This is a genomic window from Streptomyces sp. NBC_00122, assembly GCF_045160845.1.
In the GTDB taxonomy this organism is placed as follows: Bacteria; Actinomycetota; Actinomycetes; order Streptomycetales; family Streptomycetaceae; genus Streptomyces.
Genome location: NZ_CP108191.1, coordinates 3,334,313 through 3,357,390 on the forward strand (window position 1 = coordinate 3,334,313; position 23,078 = coordinate 3,357,390).

The window sequence follows — 23,078 nt, forward strand, 5'->3', positions numbered from 1 at the left end:
TCTCGAAAGACGGGGCAAGCGGGAAGAGCGGGTACGCATGAGGGCAATCGGGATATTGCTGGTGAGGCTGCGTCGCGCGTACAACCCTGACGGGGGGACGCGTGTCCTACAGGCGTGGCAGAGGCACTGCTCGAACTGGCCGTCGTACCGGCGCGCATCGGGATCGTCCCGCCGCGCCGGAGTTCCCGTGCGCCCGGCGACGGTCTTCCCGTGATCGTTCCCGTCCCGCCGACGGGGCAGTCCGAGGCACCCGCACGGGACGCCGTACCGACCCCGGGCGGCCGCGTGCCCACGCCGCGCGACAGCGCTGACGAGGCCGGGAGCGAGAAGAACGAGACGCCCGGAGCTCCGGCGGAGGCCGCGGCCGAGGCGGTGACGGAGCCGGCGGCCGAGGTCGTGGCCGGCACCACCGTCGACCACCTCACGGAGACCTACCAGGCGCACTACCGCTCGCTCCTGGGCCTCGCCGCGCTGCTCCTCGACGACACGGCCTCCTGCGAGGACGTGGTCCAGGAGGCGTTCATCCGCGTGCACTCGGCCCGGAACCGGGTGCGCGACCGCGACAAGACGCTGGCGTACCTGCGCCAGACCGTCGTGAACCTCTCCCGGTCCGCCCTGCGCCGGCGCATCCTCGGCCTCAAGCTGCTGTCGAAGCCGATGCCGGACATGGCGAGCGCCGAGGAGGGCGCGTACGACCAGCTGGAGCGGGACGATCTGATCAAGGCGATGCGCGGACTGCAGCGCCGCCAGCGAGAGGTGCTCGTGCTGCGCTACTTCGCGGACATGACGGAAGCCCAGGTCGCCGAGACGCTCGGGGTGTCGCTCGGCTCGGTGAAGGCGTACGGATCGCGGGGCATTGCCGCGCTGCGGGTGGCGATGGAGGCTGCGCAGTCATGATGGACGACCACACTCCTCCGGGCGGGGCGAGCGAGGAGCAGGCGCTGCGGGGCCTGCTGCACGGGGCCGTCGAGGGCCTGGAGCCCTCCGAGGGCGCGCTGGAGCGGCTGCGGTGCGCCGTCCCCGCGCGCAGGGCCCTCAAGCGGCAGGTCTGCGTCGGCGCCGCGGCCGTCGCCCTGCTCGCCGGGACGGCGATCCCGGCCGCGCTGCACCTGACGGCCGCGGAGGGCAGCGCCACCGACCACTCGGCCATGGCCGGGCACGGGGAGCCCGGCGGGAAGCCCGCCGCCGTGCCGTCCGACCCGCACCTGAACGGCGCCGGGGCCCAGCCCAGGGCCACCCGCTCCGTCGGCGCCGCCCACGACGCGGGCGGCGCCACCGGGCAGCCGGACCCGACGGCGGGCGGCGTCCCGTCCGGTGGAGTGACGCAGGGCCCGGGCGGCGTCGGCCCGGATCCGGTGGCGGGCACAGGTCCCCAGCCGCCGACGGCCGTGCCGGGGGCGCCCGGGTGCGGCGCCGACCAGCTGGGCGTGGTGGGCTCGGCCCGCGCCCCGCGGGCCGACGGCAAGGTGTACGGCAGTTTCAAGGTCACGAACGTCTCGGCGCACGGTTGTACCGTCACCGGCGCGGGCACGGTGAGGGCGGCCGCCGCGGCCGGTACGTCGACCGGAGCGGGCGCCGGGGTCAGCGTGGTCGGCCACACGGCGGGCGACCCGGCGAGCGGGCTGCTGCCCGATCCGTCGGCAGAGGCGCCGGTGCTGGTGCTCCAGCCGAACACGGCGTACGAGGTCCAGTTCGCGTTCGTGCCGTCGGGCGAGCCGTGCCCCGCGCCGAGCCAGGTGACGGGCACGAAGCCGCCGGCCCAGTCCGGGGACACGGCGGGGGCTTCCGGGATCGCGGCGGACACGCCCGAGCCGCGGACGGACACCACGGCTCCGGCGGCGGCGGGTGTGGCGGTGTCCCACACGCCGCAGGCGGGATCCCCGACGACGCAGACGACGATCCCCGAGGCGTGCACGGGGACGGTGTACCGCACGGGTGCGATCCCGGTGGACGCGCCCAAGCCGTAGCCGTACCGGCGGGCCGGTACGGCTAGGCGGTCTTCGCTGCCGTCGGCGCTGCCGTCTCCGCCGTCTGTGCCGGCTCCGCCGCGAGGAGACCCGCCTCGGTGTCCCGGAGGGTCTCGATCTCGCGGCGGTAGAGGCGGAGCCACATGAAGAGCACGAAGGCGACGAAGACGAACCACTCGCCGGTGTAGCCGAGGTTCTGGAAGGCCTTCAGGTCGAGCCCGGTGCCGTTCGGGGCCTGTGCGGGGACCGGGGTCAGCCCGTCGGAGGGGTTCTGCACGGTCAGCCAGGCGTCGTACACGCCGTACGGGACGAGGTTGACCAGCGAGGCGGCCCCGATCACCCCGAGCTGCCCCGCCGGGAGGCCGCCCTGGGCGTGGACGCCCTTCGTACCGGAGTTCTCCGAGGCCTGGAGGGCGCCCGTGACCTCGACCCGGCCGGTCGGCGCGGCCGGGGCCTTCGCAGGGTCGGCCGTTCCCGGCAGCCAGCCCCGGACCACCGGGACGGCCTTGCCCGAGTCGGTCTTCAGCAGGGTCAGCACGTAGAAGCCGGTCGCGCCGTCCAGGCGCCGCTCGGGGACCAGCAGCTGTTCGCCGTACTCACCGGAGGCGTAGGCGAGCTTTCCCGAGGTCCTCTTGTCCACCGGAAGGAGCGATTCCAGCGGCTCGGGCCCCTGGTCGGCGGGCCGCTCGGCGGTCGCCTCCCGGTGGCTGTCGACGCGGTCCTCGAAGCGGCCGAGCTGCCACGACCCCATGAACAGGCAGAAGGGGACGGCGAGCGCGACGAAGACGTTGATCCCCCACCAGCGCGGGGTCAGGAGAAACCGGTGCACCCCACCACCGTACGGGGGTGCACCGGCCATCCCGCCGGTGGGTCAGCGCGGCAGGTGCTTGAGCGCGAACTCCAGATCCATCCGGACCTGCTTGATCCGCTCCTCCACGACCAGTGAGCCGTGCCCGGCGTCGTACCGGTACACCTCGTGCACCCCGCCGCGTGCCGCCAGCCGGTCCACGTAGTTGTCGATCTGCCGGATCGGGCAGCGGGGGTCGTTGACGCCCGCCGCGATGTGCACGGGGGCCTTCACCGCGTCGACGTACGTCAGCGGCGAGGACGCCTCGAAGCGGTCCGGGACCTCCTCCGGCGTACCGCCGAAGAGGGTGCGGTCCAGGGACTTCAGCGCCTCCATCTCGTCGTGGTAGGCCGTCACGTAGTCCGCGACCGGCACGGCGGCCAGGCCCACCGCCCACGCGTCCGGCTGCGTGCCCAGCCCCAGCAGCGTCAGGTAGCCGCCCCAGGAGCCGCCCGACAGCACCAGGCGCGCCGGGTCCGCCAGGCCGGAAGCTACCGCCCATGCGCGGACCGCGGCGATGTCTTCCAGCTCGATCAGGCCGACGCGGTGCTTGAGGGCGTCCGTCCACTCGCGGCCGTAGCCGGTCGAGCCCCGGTAGTTGACCCGCACGACCGCGAAGCCGTGGTCCAGCCAGGCCGCCGGGGCCGCCGCGAAGGCGTCGCTGTCGTGCCAGGTGGGCCCGCCGTGGATCTCGAAGACCGTCGGGAAGGGGCCTTCGCCGTGGCCGGCGGGGCGCTGCGCGAGGGCGTGGATCCGCCCGCCGGGGCCCTCCACCCACACGTCCTCGACCGGTACCGAGCCGGGCGGCCGGAAACCGGGAGGGTCCAGGACGATCCCGCCCGCGGTGGACCGTACGGCCGAGGGCTCGGCAGCCGAGGACCACTGGTACTCGACCGTCCCGTCGGGGCGCGCCGTCGCACCCGACACCGTCCCCGGCGGCGTGTCCACGCGTACGAGGTCCCGCGCGGCCAGGTCGTAGCGCCAGAGCTCGCTGCGCGCCTCGAAGCCGTGCGCGATGAGCAGGGCGGAGCCGTCCGGGTACCACTCGGCGCTCACGTCGCCCGGCAGGCTGATCGCGAGTTCCTCCTCGGCGCCCGTGGCCACGTCCCAGACCATCGGCTCCCAGCGGCCGCGCCGCTGGTGGCCGACCAGCAGCCGGGTGTCGCCCGCGACCGGCGCGAAGCCCAGTACCTCCAGGCCCAGCTCCTCGGTCCCGCCCAGGGAGTCGTCCAGCTCCGCGACGGTGGTCCCGTCGAGGGTGAGCACGCGCAGCGCGGAGTGCATCGCGTCGCCGTGTTCGGTGTGCTCGACGGCGATCAGCGTCCCGTCGCGGGACAGGTCGCCGACCCCGGCGGACTCGCGGTGCCGGTAGATCACGGCGGGCGCCGAGCCGTCGGGGCGTACGACGTGGATCGTGGAGCCCTCCTCGTCGGTGGAGCGCCCGACGACCGCCGTGCCGTCCCGCCCGATGGCGAGCCCGGCGGGGTAGGAGGGCTCCAGGCCCGGGGTGGCCGGCTCGTCGGGGCCGCCCGCGAACGGCTGGCGCACCCAGGTGCCGAACTCGTCGCCGTCGGTGTCGGAGAACCACCAGATCCACTCGCCGTCGGGGGAGAGGGTGCCGTCGGTGGTCCCGTTGGGGCGGTCGGTGGCCTGCCGCTGGGCGCCCGTGGCGCGGTCCCAGGCGTAGAGCTCGAAGGTCCCGGTCGCGTTGGAGACGAAGAGCGAACGGTCCGAGGCGTCCTCGGCCCAGTCGGGCAGCCCGACGCGCGGGGCCCGGAACCGCTTCTCCCAGTCGGGCATCTCGGGGGTGATCTCGCTGTCGCTGGTCATGCGCCCATTGTGGCCGCAGCGTCCGCCGGGATGCCGACTGCTCCGTACGGGCGCACAGTGGAACCCGTAGCCCAAGGAGGAACGATCATGGCGAAGAAGGCCCGGACCGGTCACCACGGCCACCACGCCCACCAGGACTCCGAGACCGCGATGGCGAAGAACACGGCGGCCGAGGCGCGCGCCAAGGCCGCGGTCAGGGACGTGCAGTCGCTCTCCGCGAAGACGCGCGGCATGCAGCAGAAGGCCCAGGCCAAGCGCGGCTGAGTCCGCAGGTCCTCGAAGACCGCCCGGACACGGCCTACGGTGGCGGCATGCGGATGATCGTCCGGGGCGCCCGGCTGCTCCACACCGATGGCCTGTCCGACGTCGAGGTCGCCGAGGACGGCCGGATCGCGCGGGTGATCCCGTACGACGACCAGAAGGAGCCACCGGCCACGGGCACCCTCATCGAGGCCCACGGCTGCCTCCTGACCGCCCCCTTCGTCGAGCCGCACATCCATCTCGACACGGCCCTGACGGCGGGGGAACCGGGTCCGAACGTCTCCGGCACCCTCTGGGAGGGCATCGCCCGCTGGAGCGAGCGCAAGCGGACCCTGACCCGTCAGGACGTGCTCGCGCGGGCCACCGAGGTGCTGCGCTGGCAGGCGGCGCAGGGGGTGCTGCACGTGCGCGCCCACTGCGACACCACCGACCCGGCCCTCACCGCGCTCGACGCGCTGCTCGAACTGCGCGACCGGCTCCGGGACGTCATGACCCTGCAGATCGTGGCCTTCCCGCAGGAGGGCATCGTCTCCTTCCCCGGCGGCGAGGCGCTGCTGCGGGAGGCGATCGCGCGCGGCGCGGACGTCGTCGGCGCCATCCCGCACTTCGAGGACACCCGCGAGGACGGCGTGGCCTCGCTGCGGACGGCCTTCGCGCTGGCCGAGGAGAACGGCCTGCGCGTGGACGCCCACTGCGACGAGATCGACGACGAGCAGTCCCGTTTCGTGGAAGTACTGGCCACCCTCGCGCTGCGTACGGGCCTGCGCGAGCGCGCCACGGCCTCCCACACGACGGCGATGGGCTCCTACAACGGCGCGTACAGCTTCAAACTCCAGCACCTGCTCGCCCGTTCCGGCATCAACCTGGTCTCCAACCCCTTCGCCAACCTGGGCCTCCAGGGCCGCTTCGACGCCTATCCCAAGCGGCGCGGCCTCACCCAGGTCAAGGAGATGCTGGCGGCGGGGGTCAATGTGGCCTTCGGCCACGACGACGTGATGGACCCGTGGAACGCGCTCGGCACCGGCAACCCGCTCCAGACCGCCCTGGTCGGGCTGTACGCCGCCCAGCTCACCGGAGCGGACGAGATCCCGCTGGCCTTCTCGATGGTGACGGAGCGTGCGGCGCGGGTCCTGGGCCTGTCGGACGCGGAGTACGGCATCACTGAGGGCGCCCCCGCCTCCTTCGTCCTGCTCCCCGCCCCGACGCCCGAGGAGGCGATCCGCCGCCAGGTCCGCCCCCGGTACGTCGTCTCGCGCGGCACCGTCATCGCCGAGACCCCGCCCGCGCCGGCCCGGCTGTACTGGCCGGGGGAGCCCCCGTCGGACGTCGACTTCGCCCGGAGCCTACGCTGACGCCCCATGACATGGACGCTCGACACCGATTCAGCCCGCGCCGCCCTGGAGATCGCGTCGGAGTACGCGGACGCGGACCTCCTCAACCACTCGGTCCGCTCGTACGCCTTCGGCGCTCGGTACGCCGGCGTGCACGGCCTCGCGTACGACGCGGAGCTCTTCTACGTGTCGGCCCTCGTCCACGACCTGGGCCTGACCGCGCCGTTCGACAGCCACACCCTGCCCTTCGAGGAGGCGGGCGGCCATGTCGCGCGCGTGCTGACGGCGGGTCTGGGCTGGCCGGCGGCCCGCCGGGCCCGCGCCGAAGAGGTGATCGTCCTGCACATGCGGGACGACGTGAGCGCGGCCGAGGACGTGGAGAGCCACCTGCTCCAGGTCGGCACGAGCGCCGACGTGTCGGGCCTGCGCGTCGGCGAGTTCGACCTGTCGTTCACGGCGGACCTGCTCGCCGCGTACCCCCGGGGCGACTTCGGCCCGTCCTTCCTCGCGCTCGTCGAGGACCAGGCGAAGCGCAAGCCCGAGTGCGCGGCGGCCGCCTACGTCGCGGGCGGCGCGGCCACCCGCATCGCGGCGAACCCGCTGGACCGGTTCGGCCGGCAGGGCTGAGACCGGGCTGTCACAGCCCGCGCTCGATCATGCCGATCAGGTCCTGGCCGGCGTCGTGGGCCTGGGCCTCGGTGACGCCGCGGAGCGGGCCGTCGATCATCAGCACGGCCAGTCCGTGCACCGCCGACCAGGCGAGGAACTCCGCGCCCGGGCGGCGTTCGGCGGGCAGCAGGCCCGTCGCAACGAGGCCGTCCAGGGCGGCGCCCAGCAGCTCGAACGGGGTCAGTCCGCCTTCCCCGGCGGCGGTGGTGTCGGTGGCGTAGGCCATGTCGGCCGGGACGCGGAACGCGGTGCGGAAGAGCCCGGGCTCGGTCACGGCGAAGCGGATGTAACCGGTCCCGACGGCGCGGAAGCGGGCGCGGGCGACGGCGGGGCCGTCCGCGTCGCCCGCGTGTGCCACGTCGGCGGTCGCCCGCGCGATCTCGTCCTCCATCGTGAGCGCCACCCGGGCCATGGCCGCCTGCGAGACCCCGTGCACCAGGGCCGCGCGGTCGGCGAAGTGCCGGTAGGCGGCGTTGGGCGAGACGCCGGCGCGCCGGGTGACCTCGCGCAGCGAGACGGCGTCGGGCCCGCCCTCGCGGGCGAGCTCCAGCGCCGCGTCGAGGAGGGCGTTGCGGAGGTTGCCGTGCCGGTAGGTGCTGCGCTTGCGCGGAGGCGGCTCGGCGGAGGGTGTCGTGGCGGACATGCGGGTCCTCTCCGGATTCAGATGTGGACAGCGTTCACTTTCCAGGTATAGCCTACGGGTGGGAAGTGGACGGCGTCCACATGTGCATATGAGGGGGTTCGTGATGCAGAAGGTCATATCCCGTGACGGAACCGTCATCGCCTGCGACCGGACCGGCGAGGGCCCTGCCCTCGTCCTGGTCGGCGGTGCCTTCCAGGTCCGCGACGACCCCAAGTGGGTCGAGCTCGCCCGCCTGCTCGGCGACCGCTTCACGGTGGTGACCTACGACCGCCGCGGCCGTGGCGACAGCGGTGACGGCGCCGCCTACGACGTGGCCCGCGAGTTCGAGGACCTGACGGCCGTCATCGAGGGGACGGCCACGCCCGACGGCCGCGCCTTCGTGATGGGCATGTCCTCGGGTGCGGTGCTTGCCCTGGAAGCGGCCGCCCACGGGGTCCCGATCTCCGCGCTCGCCCTGTACGAGCCCCCGTTCGTCCTCGACGACTCGCGGCCGCCGCTCCCCGCGGACTACCTCGACCGCCTGCACGCCGCGCTGGCGCGGGGCGACCGGGGCGCCGCCGTCGAGGTCTTCATGACCGCGGCCGTCGGCATCCCCGCCGCGTACCTCGCCCCCATGCGTGCCGACGCCGCCACCTGGGACCGGCTCTGCTCCGTGGCCCACACCCTCCCGTACGACGGCGCCGTCATGGGCGACACCATGTCCGGCCGCCCGCTCCCCGCGGACCGCTGGGCATCGGTACGGATCCCCGTGCTGGCCGTCGGGGGCGGCGCGAGCGACCCTTCGCTGCAGGCGGGGGCCAAGGCCCTTGCCGAGCTGTTGCCGACCGCCCGGCACCGCACCCTGGAAGGGCAGACGCACGACGTCGACCCGGCCGCCCTGGCCCCGGCGCTGAGGGCGTTCTTCGCATGAGGGGGTGCCTAAGCGGCCTCGGGGAAGTAGGGCACGTCCCCGAGGCCGCTTAGTCACGGGCACCGCCACCCCGCAGGTCACCCACATCCGCGACCGCGTCGGATAGCGTGCCCGCATGTCGTGGGACGAGGACGGAACTCCGCACCCGCTCGCACTGCGCCGCTCCGGCCGCAGCGAACTGGAGCCGGACCGGCTGCCCGAGATCCGGGAGCTGGAGGCCCTCGGCTGGGAGCCGGCGCCCGAGGAGCTGCGCTGGGCGTTCCTCCCGTACGTATGGCCCCCGGCGGCCCGCACCTGGATCCCGGACCGCTCCACCCACTGGGCGGTGGAGACCTCGCTCGACGGCCACGGCCACATCACCGGCGTGGAATGCGCCCCGCTGCCCGAGGCCGACCTGCACGGCCTCGACGGCGAGACCGACACGGCCCTCGCCGCCCTCGGCCTCCCGCCCCGCCCCCTCGGCCGCCTCTGGCTGCTGCGCCCGGTCGGCCCGTTCGCCACGGTCGCCGAGGTCCTCGCCCACCTCGACGCGACGGCCGCCGCCCGCGGTACGGACCCGGGCCTCACCACGGAGTTCCTCACCCTGGCCGGTGCCGAACTCGCCACGCTCGGCGGTCCCCCGCCGCCCGGGGCCTAGACAGAGCCCGCGGGGGTGGCGACCCGGTCGCGGGGCGCGGGCGCCCCGGGCTGGAAACGGGACAGCAGCGGGCCGGTCATCATCGTGGTGACCACCGCCATGACCACCATCATCGAGTACAGGGATCCGTCCAGCAGGCCCAGCTTCAGTCCGACCCCGAGGATCACCAGCTCGGTGAGTCCCCGGGTGTTCATCAGGGACGCCAAGGTCGCGGCGGAGCCGTGCGGGAGCTTCTGGGAGCGGGCGGCGAGATAGGTGCCGCCGAACTTACCCCCGACGGCCACCAGCATGATCAGGGCGAGCTCCGCGAGCCCGGGCAGGCCGATGCCCCCCAGGTCCACCTGGAAGCCGGCGACCACGAAGTAGACGGGAAGCAGCAGCCCCGTGAGATGGCCCGTGCGTGCGTGGAGGTCCTCGCGCAGCGCCCGTGTCCCCTCCCGGGGCAGGACGAGGCCGAAGAGGAACGCGCCGAAGATGTGGTGCATGCCCATGGCCTCGGTGGCGGCGGCCGACAGCAGCGCCCCCGTCAGGACGACCGCGAAGCGCAGCGAGGTGAAGGGCTTCGCCTCGCCGCCGGGTGCCAGGTACCGGCGCAGCAGGGGCCGCACCGCGAACAGCATGACCAGCAGGTAGGGCGGTACGAGAAGGACCGGCCAGTGGCCGTCCCCGGCGCCGACGGAGGCGTTGACCCCGGCGAGCGCCGCCCACGCGACCACGTCGACGACGGCCGCCGTGGCCAGTGCGATCCCGCCCACCGCGGTCCGGCTCAGCCCCCGGTCGGTGAGGATGCGGGCGAGCACCGGAAACGCGGTGACCGAGACGGACAGTCCGATGAAGACGGCGAACGCCGCGGGATCGGTGCTCTCATGGCCGCGCATCAGGACGAAGGCGAGCCCTGCCGAGGAGGAACGGCACGGCCGACGAGCCGAGGGCCGCCGCGGCGGTCACCCGGCCGTTGGCCCGGAGCGTGGCGCCGTCGATGTCCAGACCGACCGCGAACATGAACAGGGCGACGCCGAGATTGGCCATCCCGGCGAGCACGGGACGTACCTCGGAGGGCAGCAGGGTCTCGCTCAGAGGGCCTCCGAGCAGCGTCGGGCCCAGCAGCACGCCGGCGATGATCTCCCCGATGACCGCGGGCTGGCCGGCCCGGGCCGCCAGGTGCCCGAGCCCCCGCGCCGCGGCGAGTATGAGTGCGATGTCGATGAAGAGGAACTGCAACTGATGACTGGTCATGTCCCCCGGCCCGTCGATCGGTGCGTGTGGCTGCCGGGGTGACGATGCCCGTCACTCCGCCGGTGTAGCGGAAAGACGGAGATGAGGATCTTGACCTCAGTGTCCGGGGGAGAGTTCGCCGCTCAGCGTGCGGTGGATGCGGGCGCTGTGCTCGTTCAGGCCGGTGATCTCGACGGTCTTGCCGCGCTGGGCGTACTTCGTCTCGATGGCATCCAGGGCCGCGACGGTCGAGGCGTCCCAGATGTGGGCCGAGGACAGGTCGATGACGACCTTGTCCGGGTCTCCCGCGTAGTCGAACCGCGTCACCAGGTCGTTGGAGGAGGCGAAGAACAGCTCTCCGGTGACCGAGTAGACGACGTGGGACCCGTCGGGGTCGGTGACCGAGGTGACGTCCGCCAGGTGCGCGACGCGCTTGGCGAATATGACCATCGCGGTCACCGATCCGGCGATCACGCCGACGGCCAGGTTGTGGGTCGCCACCACGCACCCCACCGTGATCACCATGACGGTGATCTCACCGGCCGGCATCCGCTTCAGCGTCTTCGGCGCGATCGAGTGCCAGTCGAAGGTCGCGAAGCAGACCATCACCATGACGGCGACCAGCGCGGCCATCGGGATCTCGGAGACGACCGGCCCGAAGACGATGCACAGCACCATCAGCAGGACGCCCGAGAGGAAGGTCGACAGCCGGGTCCGGGCCCCCGACACCTTCACGTTGATCATCGTCTGGCCGATCATCGCGCAGCCGCCCATGCCGCCGAAGAACCCGGTCACGATGTTCGCGATGCCCTGCCCGACGGACTCCCGTGTCTTGTTGGAGCGGGTGTCGGTGATCTCGTCGACGAGCGTCGCCGTCATCAGCGACTCCATCAGCCCGACCAGTGCCATGGCGAAGGCGTACGGGGCGATCGTCGTCAGCGTGTCCGGGGTGAACGGCACGTCCGGCAGCCCCGGCACCGGCAGCGCCGACGGCAGCGCCCCCTTGTCGCCGACCGTCGGCACGGCGATACCGGCGGCGACGGTGATGGTGGTGAGGATGGCGATGGACACGAGCGGCGCGGGGACCAGGGTGGTGACCTTCGGGAAGAACACCATCAGCGTCAGCCCGGCCGCGACGAGCGGGTACACGGCCCACGGCACGTCCCGGAGCTCGGGCACCTGCGCCAGGAAGACCAGGATGGCGAGGGCGTTGACGAAGCCGACCATCACCGAGCGCGGCACGAAGCGCAGCAGCCGGGCCACGCCGAGCGCGCCGAGCACGATCTGGAAGACGCCCGCCAGGATGACGGCGGCGACCAGGTAGCCGAATCCGTGCTCCCGGTTCAGCGGGCCGATGACCAGCGCGACCGCGCCGGTCGCGGCGGAGATCATCGCCGGCCGCCCGCCGACGACCGCGATCGTCACGGCCATGGTGAACGAGGCGAACAGACCGATCGCCGGGTCCACCCCGGCGATGATCGAGAAGGAGATGGCCTCGGGTATCAGCGCGAGCGCGACCACGAGCCCGCCGAGCACCTCGGTCCGCAGCACCTTCGGCGAGAGCCAGGACGGACGACGGCGCGGGACGCGCGGCCACTGCGACGGGGAGAGGGTGTTGGCGAGCATGGCGGAGCGGACCTGTCCTGTCGTGAGTGCGCGGAGACCAACGGACCACGCGATTCGGGCGCTTGCCGACGGGAGGCAGCCCGGGGAAAGCCGACCGGAATCGTCTCCCGGATTCCTCCGAACGATCACCGAAGACGCAGGAAGGGCCTGACCCGCGATGCGGATCAAACCCTTGACCTGATCTTACTCTGTCGGGGTGGGGATTTGAACCCATGACCTCTCCATCCCGAATGAGGTCCGGTCCAGGTCCAGACTTGGCGTGGGCCATATGTGCGCAGGTCACGACCTTGGTGTGCGTTGGTCTGGGCGAGCACTCGGACAACGTCGGGAGAAGATCTTCCCCCAGATTGTCCCCAGGGCCGCGTATCGTCCAGCAGCACCCCGACGAGGTGCTGCTGGACGGTCAGCCACCGCACCCGCCTGGTTGTCCCGCTCGCCGTCGCCCACACGGCGACTGGTCGGCCGTCGTCGGCTCTCCGTGGCAGGTGCGGGCGGCAGCTGGGGAATCGGCTTCAGCGGTTGAGGAGGCGAGTGGCCAGCACCTGGATGATGATGCCGCCGCCGGCGAAGGCGGCTCCCTTGAGGATCTGGATCACCAGCGTCCAGCGAAGGAAGCGAAGCCGGCGACGCGTCTTCTCCCACAGGGGACCGACGCGTCCCGCGCCGTCGGCTGCAGCGCGGAGCCGCAGGCAGACAGCCTTGATCTTCCTGGCCAGCCAGGCCAGGAGGGCCTTACTATTCAAGATGGAACTCCTAGTTGGTCATCGATCTAACGGGCGTTCCGGCAGGGGAGGTCTCGGTCGTGGTTTCCAGACCCTTAAGGCCGAGCCTTCCCTGCGCTGCCGGGGGGTGCGCGGCAGTGGCTATAAAGAGGGCGGGAGAACCCCTCGCACTTGTCACTGGACATATGTGTTCCTTGTTCGTGGTTCGGGTGGGAGTCAAATCATTCGAGATGCTAGCGGAGTCTGCCGAGGATGATTGCGATTTCCGTCGAGTCCCTCCCGGCCGATTCTGCTGAACGGATCAGGACTTCCATTTCGGTCTTCATTCCTGCACGTGCAAGGATGTCGGCATATATGCCAACATCCCCTTCACTCAGTGCCGCCACCAGATTCTGCAGATGAGTCTTGCGATCGGCCTCCGTCATCGTCGCCAGGTGTGCGGGTAAATCCGGGTTCGGCGGCGCTGTGCTGTTGCGCCGGTCCCCCTTGTCGGCAGGGGTGCTGCAGGAACTGTTGCGCCGGTCCCCCTCACTTCGCGTCCCGCTGCAGGTGCAGCCACCCGTGCATCGGCGGCAGATCGACCGCCGTGCGTCCTGGAGGAGTGACCCGAGTGCTGTGAACTCATGGACCAGTGCGGCAATATCCCGATCACCCGCCATCCCTCCCAGTGCCAACCCGGACAGCTCTTCTATGGCCGCCGGACGCGGAAGCCGCCGCCCGTTGAGCCAGTGAGAGAGGAGTGGCGGCGAGATGCGCAGCGCCTTCGCCTTCAGTGCCATCGTGTCGCCAGGGCGGACGTGGTGGATGAGGCGTTTGAGGGCGTTGGCAAATGCCTGAACCTCTTCCGTGGCCTCAGGTGCACAGGTGGTGCTAATCGATCCAAGTGATGGCACGCCAAACGAACCCTTCCGCTCGCCCGAGATTGCCCATGGAGAACCGGTGATCACCTGAAGCCTAGCCACTCACCGGCCCGGGGGTGCAAAATTCCGCGCTTTTCCCTGACTACTTTTCGAGGAGTGATTTGTCGCCTTTGATGCCGACAAATGGTGGCAAAACGGATCTTTACGGAGTCGCTTTCTTTCCTTGTTTGAGTAAAGATTGATAACCGCTGGAATAAGGGGGTGGGGTCGTGCTAGGAATGAAGGTCCCCAGTCCCCAGTCCCCAGTCCCCAGTCCCCTGCTCACCTGTGCCACCCAGGGCCTCCCGCCGGGAGGCCCGCGAATGGAGATGTCATGCCGTCCTGGCAGGATGCCGGCCTCGGAACGATGAAGCGCGTGGCCCTTTGGCTGGTCTCTGAAGTGGGCGAAGGCAGCACCTTTACCAAGGAGGAGCTGCGAGCCGCCTTTCCCGGGGTGTCCCAAGTCGACCGCCGCATGCGAGACCTCCGGGATTTCGGTTGGCGCATCGACACCAGCAGGGAAGACGTGGGATTGGACTCTCACGAGCAGCGCTTTGTGAAGCCTGGTGACCCCGTCTGGGAGCCGGGTCGCGCGACCCGCAGGGCAGGCACGATCGCGATCGGCGCAGGGCGTCGGCGTGAGGTGCTGGCTAGGGACGGGTACATGTGCCGTTCCTGCGGTATCGCCCCCGGCGATACCTACGCCGGCACCTACGAGGCAGCCCAGCTCGACATCGCGCGCAGAGAAGTAGTGAAGCCGGACGGCACCAAAGCCACGGAACTGGTCACCGAGTGCAAGCGGTGCAGGGTGGGAGGCAGGTCGCTCGCGGTGGATCTGGACAAGGTGCTCACGGCAGCCGCTTCCCTCGACTCAGCCGAGCGCGGCGTACTGTCCGACTGGGTGGCGGCCGACCAGCGGGAGTTCAGCCGCCTAGAGCAGATCTGGAGTGACTACCGCTCTCTGCCTGAGGAGTCACGAACGCAGTTCCGGGCGGAACTGGGACTCGACTGAGCATCCCGGTAGATCGGAACAACCCTTGTACGAACAAGCACGAAAGCAGGAGCGAGTACATGGCCAAGGGCTACGGTCTGCCGCCGGGTGCCGAAGAGAACCGCGCCCTCGTCCGGTCCCGGCTGGAGGAGATCGCGGCCGGCGGCAGCCCCCGCGAGACCTTCACTGTCGAGTGGAGGGGCGGCTCGGAGCACCTGGAGGTCATCCAGATGCCAGTGGGCAACCTCTACTACAACCCGGCAACCCACCGCATCCGCGCGCAGGCCGGCCACGACCCGAAGCAGGCGGAGGCACTCGCGGACGACCCTTGGAGCAGTGACAGCCAGGCATACCTGGACCGCCTCCTGCAAGTGCTCCCGGCAGACCCCGCCCGGACTGATCCTGAGTTCGACGAGCTGACAGCGAGTCTGAAGGAGTACGGGCAGACGGATCCCGGCCTGATTACTCACGAAGGCATCCTCGTCAACGGAAACACCCGGCGTGCTGCCCTGATGCAGCTCTACGGCCCTAACCACGCCATGCGTGTAGCCGTTCTGCCGCCTTCCTGCGACTGGCAAGACATCGCCGCAATCGAACTGTCGCTCCAGCTGCGCAAGGAGCACCGGCGGGATTACTCCTACATCAACCGGTTGCTCGCGGTTCAGGAGCTAGTGGATCAAGGCACGCCACTCGCCGTCATCGCGGCTACCTTCCGTACGACCGCAGAGCGCTGCCGGCAGGACCAGTGGGTGCTGGCCTGCATCCAGTCACTCATCGAACGGAGCAAGACGGCAGGCGAGCAGCTGTCATTGGTTGCTTTCGAGGATCATGCTGAGAAGTTCCGAGAACTGCAGCGTGCCTACGCCAAGCAGTATGCAGTGAACCCAGAGAAGGCCGAACTGCTGCTGGAGAACCGGCTGGCAGCCATGCTCCTGGGCTTCGCCAAGACCGACGTCCGCTTCATCGATCACGATTTCGCTGGCCTGTACCTCTCCAAGAAGTTGCCAGCCAGCCAAGTTCCAGCTGAGACTTCGGCGACTGTAGCCATCCCCGGTCTGGGGCGTGCGGTGAAGGGTCCGTCCGCCCCCCTTAGCGCGGCTAAGGCACTAACGGACTCCGTCCTGCACGCACGAGCTGTCAGCCAACCCGGCAGCGCGGCCCCGCCGGAGGCTGCGGCGCAGGCCCAAAATGAGATCAGCCGGCTGCGTGCGGCGATGGATGAGGCCATCGCCAACGTCGGGCGTGACGCGCGAATCAAGAAGCGCAAGCAGGCAGCACCTGCCCGCCTTGCCGACGCCGGCCGCGACATCGAGCAGTGCGTCACCGATTTGGTCATGTCCCGCGCGCAGCGAAGCCTGGATGAGGAGTCGTTCGACGACGCCGTCGCTGACCTGAGGCAGAAGCTGGAGAAGCTTGCCATCGAGGCCAGGCGAACTGTGCAGCACCCCGGAGACGGCGTGGCCTGGCTCCTTGAGACGTTCGGGAAGGCGCGTTAAGTGGCCGAGGAGCCCAGTCTGACGATCGGCTTCGACGTTACCCGTACGCAGACTGCGCTGCGTACCGTGCCTGAGTGCCGCGGCGCGCTCGGGCAGCTGGTTGCCAGTTTCCCCAACGGCCGTATGACCGACAGGCTCTCTGCGACTGTCCCTATCGACAGCTTCCTCGCAAGCCTCAGCGCTCTCGGGACCTGGCCCCGGCCGGACACTGTCATCTGGGAAGACGACTTCCGCCTCCTAGCCACCGAGATGCTTGACACGGCTGACACTGCGGAACGGCTCCTCAGCGGTTCGCCCGACGAGGACACCGTCGAGCCGGAATCGGTTCCGGCTCTGCTGGGCGACGACTGGACCGGCCCTCTCACCCCGTTCCAGCTCCGCGACGTAGCTCGACTGCTCTCGGTCGGCCACGGAGCCAACTTCAGTGTGCCGGGCGCCGGCAAGACCCGTGTCTCCCTCGCTGCCTTCTCTGCGCTCCAAAGGCGCGGAGTGGTGGCTCGCATGCTTGTGGTGAGTCCCAAGTCCGCCTACGAGGCGTGGCAGGAGGAAGCCAAGCAGTGCTTCTCCACTCCGCTCGACGTGCAGGTGCTCGGCAAGTCGGTGCCGGCCTCGGCGGACATCCTCCTTGTCAACTACGAGCGCTTGGACCGGGCTCTGGCCGGGTTGTCCCAATGGTTGAGGGCGGCTCCTGTGATGCTCATCCTCGATGAGGCGCACCGCATGAAGCTCGGCGGTGCGGGAGTGTACGGTGCCGCATGCATGGCGCTGGGCCCCCTCAGCCGAGTCCGGATGATTCTCAGCGGCACCCCTGCACCCAATGGCGCCAAGGATCTGGAGAACCTGTTCTCCTTCGTCTGGCCGGGGCATGGGCGGCGTGTGGTGACACAGGCTGTCGACGGCGGCGATCTCGCCCATGCCAGCCAGGTACTGCGCCCCATGTATACGCGGACGACCAAGGATGAGCTGGGACTCCCCCCAGTGGAGACACGGGTGCGCCGCATTCCGATGCCGCCGCTGCACCGCGAAATCTATGACGCGCTCATGGGCCAGTTCTCGGCCAGGGCGATGGCCGACAGGGCTGACTTCGAGGCACTCGGCAAGTCGGCGCTGCGCCTGCTGATGGCAGCGACCAGCCCAGCCCTGCTCGTGGCTGGCTCAACACGCCATGAGCCGCTGCACTTCCGCGTCCCACCGCTGGAGGCGGCCGAAGGAGACTCGCTCACCATGCTTCTCCGGAAGCTCCCTGACTACGAGCTGCCGCCCAAGTACCAAGAGGCTCTCTCCATCGTTTCTGCTAATGCCTCCGCTGGGCGCAAGACCCTGGTGTGGACGAGTTTCGTCCGCAGCATTACTTCACTCCAAGCTCTACTGGCCCCGTTCCAGCCAGCGGCCGTGCACGGCGGAACACCAGATCGGGAAGCTGAGCTCCGCCGCTTCCGGGAAGATCCGGACTGCACGGTCTTGATCTCTAATCCGGCGACCCTTGGCGAGGGCATCAGCCTCCATCAGGTCTGTCATGACGCGGTTTACGTCGATCGTGACTTCCAGGCGGGCCGGTTCCTGCAGAGTCTGGACCGCATCCACCGCCTCGGCCTCGATCCGGGCACGCAGACGCGGGTCACAGTGCTCGCGGCCGAGGGGAGTGTCGATGACGTGGTCGCACTTCGGTTGGCGGAGAAGCTGGACTTCATGGGGCGAATCCTCGATGACCCGGAGGTGCAGCAACTCGGCGATCCCGAAGAAGAGGTGCCGCTTGCCGCGGGGATGGACGCTGCCGACGTGCGAGCACTCCTGGAGTACCTCGGCACAGGGGTGGTCTAGTCTCGGTTAGACATCGACTCAGAGGCCCGTCTCGCAGCAGTGCCTCGGCGGCGTCCGCTTATCCATGGCCATGGCGTGCATGGTTCCCATGTCAGCTTCGCTGCACGCTTGGCTTTGGCCGACGTGGACAGGAGCGCCAGCCGACCAACTGAGCGGGGAGGACGTCGACAAGTGGCTCGCCGAGAAGGCCAAGACGCTCAGCACCCGCACCCTCCGGGCGATCCACTCCTGCCTGAACCGCGCCGTGAGTCGGCCGTGGTGCGGGACAAGGTGAAGCGGAACATCGTGGAGCTGTGCTCCATCCCCACTGGCCAGCCTGGCCGCCCGTCGAAGGCGCTCCGGCTGGCCGAGGCCGAAGCGGTGCTCAAGGCCGCCGAGGGTACGTCCGCCTACGCGTACATCGTGGTGGCCCTGCTGACCGGCGCCCGGACCGAAGAGACGCGGGCGCTCACCTGGGACCACGTCTTCCTGAAGGGGGACCCTACTGCGGTGCCGCCCGTGCCGCCGCACATCGCGGCGGGGCGGTCGGTTCGCTCCACCGGGGACACCAAGACCAAGAAGTCGCGCCGGACGATCGCCCTACCGGCCAGGTGCGTGGATGCCCTGTGGCAGCAGTTCGAAGATCAAGGGTGGGACCGGCTGGCCGCTGGTGATCAGTGGACGGAGAAGGGGCTCGTCTTCTCCTCCGCCACGGGGTCCGAGCTCGACTCGACCAACGTCCGGCGCGCCTTCCGGCAGGCGATCACCGGTGCCGAGGGGGTCGACGCGAAGGAGTGGACCCCGCGGGAGCAGCTTCGTCTCGTTGCTCTCCGACAAGGGGGTTCCGCTCGAAGAGATCTCCCGGCTCGTCGGGCACTCCGGTACGGCGGTCACCGAGGCGGTCTACCGGAAGCAGATCCGGCCCGTGATCCAGACCGGGGCCACGGCCATGGACGAGATCTTCAAGAACGCTCGGAAGCCGTAGTCGCTCAGTTAGTCACCCAGACGCAGGAAGAGCCGGTGCAGATTGCTCTGCACCGGCTCTCACCTGGTCTTACTCTGTCGGGGTGGCGGGATTTGAACCCACGACCTCTTCGTCCCGAACGAGGTCCACCCAAGATCCCCACCAGCACTTACGACGTTTCCCCAGGTCAGAGCGCTGGCCTCGCATGGTCTGGGGGAGCCTCAAGGGGCCTCGGGGACCAGGCCGGCTCCCCGATGGCTCCCAGCAGCCGATGAAGGATGCCTCCTCTGCTTCGCCGCTGCCCATGTGGTCGGAGAGCAAGACCGCATTTCGCACAGGACCGGGATCAGGACTGCTTGATGTCCTTCGCCGTTGCACGAGGGGGCGGCACCGATTTCTGATCCGAGGCCTTCCGGTTTCCGGCCAGCCCCAGGGACTGCTTGATGTTCTCAAAATCGACGTCTGGGGTACCGATCCTGGCCACAGTGTGGCCGTGCGAGGTCAGCATGGCCTCGGCGAATGGGCTGTCTAGCGTCGCGACGCGGCTCCACGAGCGGACCTCCGTCAACAAGACAGACTGCACGATCTCGAAGTCGACTAGGAGGTCCGGGATGTCGAGGTACTTGGGCAGAATCCGATAACGAGCGCTGTTGTTGCGGAAAATCTCCAGTGCTGCATTCCGCTCCCTACCTTGCGTTGGGGATCCGACCTCGTTCCAACGTGCGATCAAGGGCGCTTCGCTCAACGGAACCGCTCTGGCGAGACGCACGTACTCGGCCTTCGCGGTGCGATTGCCGCCGCTGTGCGAATCCTCATAAAGGTCGCACGCAGGCGTGAGGACGACCCACCAGCCGTCCTGGTGATCCCGGAGAATGTCGGCGGCGGTCACGTGTTTAGTAACCGGTGGCATCAAATACACCCGGGCGGTCGACGCGTGTCCCACCACAGGGTTCTCAGAGGAGCCGAGCGCTGCTCCGAGAGCCTCGACTGCGTTCTCCTTCAGCCAGGCTGCGAGGCGGTGCACGAGAACGGCGGCGATCTGGCTACGGTCGACGGCTGCGAGCCGGTCCCAGTTTGGGGCGATCTCGTCCCGCAGGAATCCACGCACGTGCTCGTCCACCAAGGCGGTGATGTGCCGGGTGAGGACCGGGACGCCGGACTCAAGGCCAGCCCGTACCGCGGTGACGGCTTCATCCAGCCGGTTCTTCGAAACCACCTGGATGAGTGGTGGCTGCGCCAAGTCGCTCACCTGCTCCGCGAGGGCGGTGCAGAAGACGATCGGCACCCAGCGGGTCTTGGCGATACGGTCGTGCAGTTCGCGGCCCTGTAGGTTCGGGTGGGCGGGTGAACCACCACGTGCCGCGTCCCTGACGTCCAGTACGACCAAATCGAACGCCTGGGTCTCCAGGAGGCTTTCAGCTTCGTCGAAGTCGTTCTCGACGTGGATATCGAGCGTGCCGAGATCCGAGAGCTCCTCCGCGAGCATCTCGGACAGTGCCTCCGCGATGTCCACCTCGTCCTCGACGATCAAGACCCGGTACACCGCGCCCCCCTCCGTCACCCAATTCTCCTTCTCAGTCTTGCCCTGAACGTGGCGCCGGCGAGCGGCCCTGGCGACACCAAGGACAGATCGCCGTCGTAGAAGTCCTTAACGACGCTTCCGGCGATGCTGAGGCCCAACCCGATGCCGTCTTCCTTGTCGCTGAAGTACGTATCGAAGATCATCTCTCGGATTTCCTCACGTACTCCGGGACCGCTGTCGCTCACGTCGATGTCGACCTCGTCCTCAGCCGTTCGCCTCGTCTCGATGAGGATGGCGCGCTCCTTCCCCTCGGGCAGGGTGGAGAGCCAGTAGATCGAGTTCCCGACGAGGTTGTGGACCACCTGGGAGATGTCACCGGGGTCAGCCGTCACTGTCACGTCTTCGCCGCCGACGGTGACGGTGATGCCATGTTTGTCGAGCGTCCCCTCGTGGACCGCCACGGCCTCATCGATCGCGGCTTGGAGGGAGAGCGCGCGGGGGCGGCCTCGCCTTCGGCCGCTCAGCGGCTCGACGCGGGTGAAGAGTCGGTCCAGAGCCTGTTCCTGCGCGGTGAGGTCTACGTGCATCTTCGCGAGAACGGAGGCAAGCTGTTCGTCCTCGTCGCGCTTGCCGCCCGCCAACTTGTTCAGTCGGCGGAGGACGTAGGCGATCCGGGTCAGTGCCGTTCGGCCGTCGTGCAGTACTACGTCGACCAGTGCCCCCAGAGTCGCGAGACGGGAAAATTGCGAGAGGACCTCTTGGACCTTCTCGACGCTCTCGTCGATCGTCTCCTGAGCCTCCTCCAGCGCGCGGCTCAGCACGATGTCGTCCGGGTACCTCTCGTTGATGATGTCCCGGACGGGCGAGAGGGTGAAGTTCTGGAACAGGCCGTGGCGGTCGCTTCCACCGGAGGCGGTATCCACCAAGGCCGGGCCCAGCTCGGTGCGGCTCTTTCCCTTCGGGCGACGCAGTCCATAGCGCCAGGTCTCGAGCCGACTCGCGGCTTGGGTAAGGACGCCCTTCAGATCCTCGTACTCGGGAGAGTCGATTAGCCCTTCCCGGTGCGACCGGTCCCGAAGCCCCGGGTTGCCGTCTGCCGAGATGTACACGAATCCCGCGACCTGGTTGTTGGAGAACCGCATGGTGGGATTGTTCACGCGGCGGAGATCGAAGCCGAGCCAGTCGAAGTCGACCTCGCCGAAGGGCTGCACGCGGAAACCGTCCCGGTAGAGCGCGACACCGGTGTTGACCTTGATCAACTTGCGGACCTCGGTGATGTTGCGGGCTCCCAGGTCGATGTCCAGTAGCTCTTTGAGGGAAGCCGAGTCGAGGTCCCAGGTGCGGAGGTCGAGCTTCAAGGGACCGCACTTGGGCGCCTTCCCATGCGGTGGGAAGAGGTACTGGTTCAGGCGCTCTGACTGTCCTGACGCCAAGTTGGTCATGGTCAGGTCGGCAAGACCGTTTTCGTCGACGGCCCCTATGAGGCGGTAGTGCGGATGCGCCAGAGCCTCACTGGCTCCGACGAAACCAGTGAGGTGGTTCAGTGGCCCGGCTGGAAGGGAGAGGTAGATCGCGAACTCAGGCTGATCGGGTACGTCCAGTTCCACAGGAGGGGGCGGGGGAAGGAGCCGGGACAAGGACCGCTTCAGGCTCTCCACCGACTCGACCCCCCAGTCCTGCCGCAGGCCTTCGAGGCGGACGAGCGTGCCGTGGGAGCCCATCCAGGCAGACTGCTTCTCGCTGGTTCGGAAAGAAGCCGTCACTTCGTCGAAGAGGCGTCGCGCTTGGCCGTTGTCGGCGAACACCACGGGAGCATCTACGCTCCACTGGACCGGCACTTGGTCGAGGTAGGCGTTCTCGGCGGCGAAGTCGTTCCAGTCGAGCCGGATGTTCACTTCGGGCCCGCCGGCCCTGCGACTCGTGATCGCGGTCACGGCGCCAAGGCGGGCCGCGGAGAAGCGCCCGATCCCCTTCGCGCCAAGAACCCGCCGCCCGAACCGTTCGCTGCGCGGAGCACGGTGCCGGAACGGTGTGGCGATCTCCATCCAGGTGTCCCGGACGGTGTCGGGGGACATGCCGTGCCCGTCGTCCCACACCTCGATGGAACCGTAGCCCTCCTCCAGTGGTCCGTTGAACTCGATCACAACCAGGCTGGCATCGGCGTCGTAGGCGTTCTTGACCAGCTCGGTGAGCGCCACCCGCTCGTTGCTGATCAGTTCCTCGCCGAGAGTGCTCATCAGACGCGCACGGGGACGTAGGAACGCCTGTGTGTTCTCGGAGTTCACGCTCGCCCTTCTGACGGCCTTCGTGCCTGCACCCCCGCCTGAGGAGCGCCAGCGTGATCTTAACGGCGGGGAACACTCTGGGGGCGGTGCTCCGGAGATTTGGGCAGTACATGAAGCGGCGCAGTAGATGCGGCGGCTCCAGAGCTGACGAAGAGGGCTACGTGGCCCTGCGGTCGAACGTGTCTTCTGGTGCAGGGTTTCGTTGAGGCAGGTGATGTCCGTAGACGTGTGGCCGAAGCGGGGCAGTCGTAGGGGGAGGTCTAGGGGAGTCCTTTAGCATGGGGTGTCTCAAGAAGGGGACGCTACTTACAGCGATCACTGATGCACGGTGAGTGGATAGTGGGCAGGTCACCCACGTGGCACTTGAGGCTTTGCGGCGGCGCAGGCTAACCGGAAGCCTTGCCTCCGAAGCCTCGTGCGTGATCTCCTGGAGCTCGTTCAGGTCGGCAAGTACGGAGGATTG

General features: G+C 69.3%; 20 protein-coding genes and 1 pseudogene. 11 read left to right on the forward strand and 10 right to left on the reverse strand.

Annotated elements, in window-relative coordinates; genetic code table 11:
- Positions 1 to 114: 114 nt before the first annotated feature.
- Positions 115 to 897, forward strand: coding sequence for a SigE family RNA polymerase sigma factor (locus OG737_RS15865; protein WP_328926827.1), 783 nt, complete (start codon positions 115 to 117; stop codon positions 895 to 897).
- Positions 894 to 1,967 carry a hypothetical protein gene (locus OG737_RS15870; RefSeq protein WP_328926828.1) on the forward strand — a complete coding sequence of 358 codons (1,074 nt, stop codon included), beginning with the start codon at positions 894 to 896 and terminating at the stop codon, positions 1,965 to 1,967. Before OG737_RS15865 ends, OG737_RS15870 begins: the two co-directional genes overlap by 4 nt.
- A 22-nt stretch (positions 1,968 to 1,989) precedes the next feature.
- On the opposite strand, the gene OG737_RS15875 is transcribed toward OG737_RS15870, so the two are convergent.
- Both OG737_RS15875 and OG737_RS15880 read right to left on the reverse strand, forming a co-directional pair.
- Positions 1,990 to 2,796, reverse strand: a complete 807-nt coding sequence (locus OG737_RS15875) for an SURF1 family protein (RefSeq protein ID WP_328926829.1) — start codon at positions 2,794 to 2,796, stop codon at positions 1,990 to 1,992.
- Between the two features lie 42 nt (positions 2,797 to 2,838).
- Positions 2,839 to 4,644, reverse strand: coding sequence for a prolyl oligopeptidase family serine peptidase (locus OG737_RS15880; protein WP_405921650.1), 1,806 nt, complete (start codon positions 4,642 to 4,644; stop codon positions 2,839 to 2,841).
- An 87-nt stretch (positions 4,645 to 4,731) separates the two neighbouring features.
- Here OG737_RS15880 and OG737_RS15885 point away from each other — a divergent pair, with 87 nt between their 5' ends.
- Genes OG737_RS15885 through OG737_RS15895 form a run of 3 tightly spaced genes read left to right on the forward strand, consistent with a single transcriptional unit; the run spans position 4,732 to position 6,863 of the window.
- Complete coding sequence (locus OG737_RS15885) at positions 4,732 to 4,908, forward strand: hypothetical protein (protein WP_328926831.1); 177 nt, start codon at positions 4,732 to 4,734, stop codon at positions 4,906 to 4,908.
- Between the two features lie 47 nt (positions 4,909 to 4,955).
- Positions 4,956 to 6,257, forward strand: a complete 1,302-nt coding sequence (gene codA / locus OG737_RS15890; RefSeq protein ID WP_328926832.1) for a cytosine deaminase — start codon at positions 4,956 to 4,958, stop codon at positions 6,255 to 6,257.
- A gap of 6 nt (positions 6,258 to 6,263) precedes the next feature.
- Positions 6,264 to 6,863, forward strand: a complete 600-nt coding sequence (locus tag OG737_RS15895) for a cyanamide hydratase (RefSeq protein ID WP_405679239.1) — start codon at positions 6,264 to 6,266, stop codon at positions 6,861 to 6,863.
- A gap of 10 nt (positions 6,864 to 6,873) precedes the next feature.
- Here the strand turns inward: OG737_RS15895 and OG737_RS15900 are convergent, their stop codons facing one another.
- Positions 6,874 to 7,548: a TetR/AcrR family transcriptional regulator gene (locus OG737_RS15900; protein WP_405679237.1), complete on the reverse strand. Its 675-nt coding sequence runs from the start codon at positions 7,546 to 7,548 to the stop codon at positions 6,874 to 6,876.
- Positions 7,549 to 7,651: 103 nt separating this feature from the next.
- Here OG737_RS15900 and OG737_RS15905 point away from each other — a divergent pair, with 103 nt between their 5' ends.
- The gene (locus tag OG737_RS15905) at positions 7,652 to 8,458 is read left to right on the forward strand and encodes an alpha/beta fold hydrolase (protein ID WP_405679234.1); all 807 of its coding nucleotides are present in this window, start codon (positions 7,652 to 7,654) and stop codon (positions 8,456 to 8,458) included.
- Between the two features lie 115 nt (positions 8,459 to 8,573).
- Positions 8,574 to 9,095 (forward strand): DUF5956 family protein, encoded by a 522-nt coding sequence (locus OG737_RS15910; protein ID WP_405679232.1) that lies wholly within the window; start codon positions 8,574 to 8,576, stop codon positions 9,093 to 9,095.
- On the opposite strand, the gene OG737_RS15915 is transcribed toward OG737_RS15910, so the two are convergent.
- The 5 genes from OG737_RS15915 to OG737_RS15935 form a co-directional block, all read right to left on the reverse strand.
- On the reverse strand, positions 9,092 to 9,973 hold the full coding sequence (locus OG737_RS15915) for a cation:proton antiporter (RefSeq protein ID WP_405921651.1): 882 nt from the start codon (positions 9,971 to 9,973) through the stop codon (positions 9,092 to 9,094). The genes OG737_RS15910 and OG737_RS15915 overlap by 4 nt on opposite strands.
- Positions 9,960 to 10,331 (reverse strand): cation:proton antiporter, encoded by a 372-nt coding sequence (locus OG737_RS15920; RefSeq protein WP_405921652.1) that lies wholly within the window; start codon positions 10,329 to 10,331, stop codon positions 9,960 to 9,962. Before OG737_RS15920 ends, OG737_RS15915 begins: the two co-directional genes overlap by 14 nt.
- A 96-nt stretch (positions 10,332 to 10,427) precedes the next feature.
- Entirely contained in the window at positions 10,428 to 11,936 is a 1,509-nt protein-coding gene (locus tag OG737_RS15925; RefSeq protein ID WP_405921653.1) for a SulP family inorganic anion transporter, read from the reverse strand.
- 512 nt (positions 11,937 to 12,448) lie between these two features.
- Positions 12,449 to 12,679: a hypothetical protein gene (locus OG737_RS15930; RefSeq protein WP_328926839.1), complete on the reverse strand. Its 231-nt coding sequence runs from the start codon at positions 12,677 to 12,679 to the stop codon at positions 12,449 to 12,451.
- A gap of 212 nt (positions 12,680 to 12,891) precedes the next feature.
- The gene (locus tag OG737_RS15935) at positions 12,892 to 13,605 is read right to left on the reverse strand and encodes a hypothetical protein (protein ID WP_328926840.1); all 714 of its coding nucleotides are present in this window, start codon (positions 13,603 to 13,605) and stop codon (positions 12,892 to 12,894) included.
- A gap of 286 nt (positions 13,606 to 13,891) precedes the next feature.
- Between OG737_RS15935 and OG737_RS15940 the strand changes: the two genes are divergently transcribed.
- The 4 genes and pseudogenes from OG737_RS15940 to OG737_RS15955 form a co-directional block, all read left to right on the forward strand.
- A complete protein-coding gene (locus OG737_RS15940) occupies positions 13,892 to 14,569 on the forward strand; it encodes a hypothetical protein (protein WP_328926841.1) in 678 nt (225 codons plus the stop codon).
- A gap of 59 nt (positions 14,570 to 14,628) precedes the next feature.
- Positions 14,629 to 16,044 carry a transcriptional regulator gene (locus OG737_RS15945; RefSeq protein ID WP_328926842.1) on the forward strand — a complete coding sequence of 472 codons (1,416 nt, stop codon included), beginning with the start codon at positions 14,629 to 14,631 and terminating at the stop codon, positions 16,042 to 16,044.
- A complete protein-coding gene (locus OG737_RS15950) occupies positions 16,045 to 17,865 on the forward strand; it encodes a DEAD/DEAH box helicase (protein ID WP_328926843.1) in 1,821 nt (606 codons plus the stop codon).
- 148 nt (positions 17,866 to 18,013) lie between these two features.
- Positions 18,014 to 18,829: pseudogene (locus tag OG737_RS15955) on the forward strand (tyrosine-type recombinase/integrase); the annotation flags it as partial.
- Between the two features lie 325 nt (positions 18,830 to 19,154).
- Here OG737_RS15955 and OG737_RS15960 read toward each other — a convergent pair.
- Together OG737_RS15960 and OG737_RS15965 are read right to left on the reverse strand one after the other, a co-directional pair.
- On the reverse strand, positions 19,155 to 20,369 hold the full coding sequence (locus OG737_RS15960; RefSeq protein WP_405921654.1) for a hypothetical protein: 1,215 nt from the start codon (positions 20,367 to 20,369) through the stop codon (positions 19,155 to 19,157).
- Positions 20,366 to 22,615: an ATP-binding protein gene (locus OG737_RS15965; RefSeq protein ID WP_405921655.1), complete on the reverse strand. Its 2,250-nt coding sequence runs from the start codon at positions 22,613 to 22,615 to the stop codon at positions 20,366 to 20,368. The genes OG737_RS15960 and OG737_RS15965 overlap by 4 nt, the downstream gene beginning before the upstream one ends.
- Between the last annotated feature and the right edge of the window lie 463 nt (positions 22,616 to 23,078).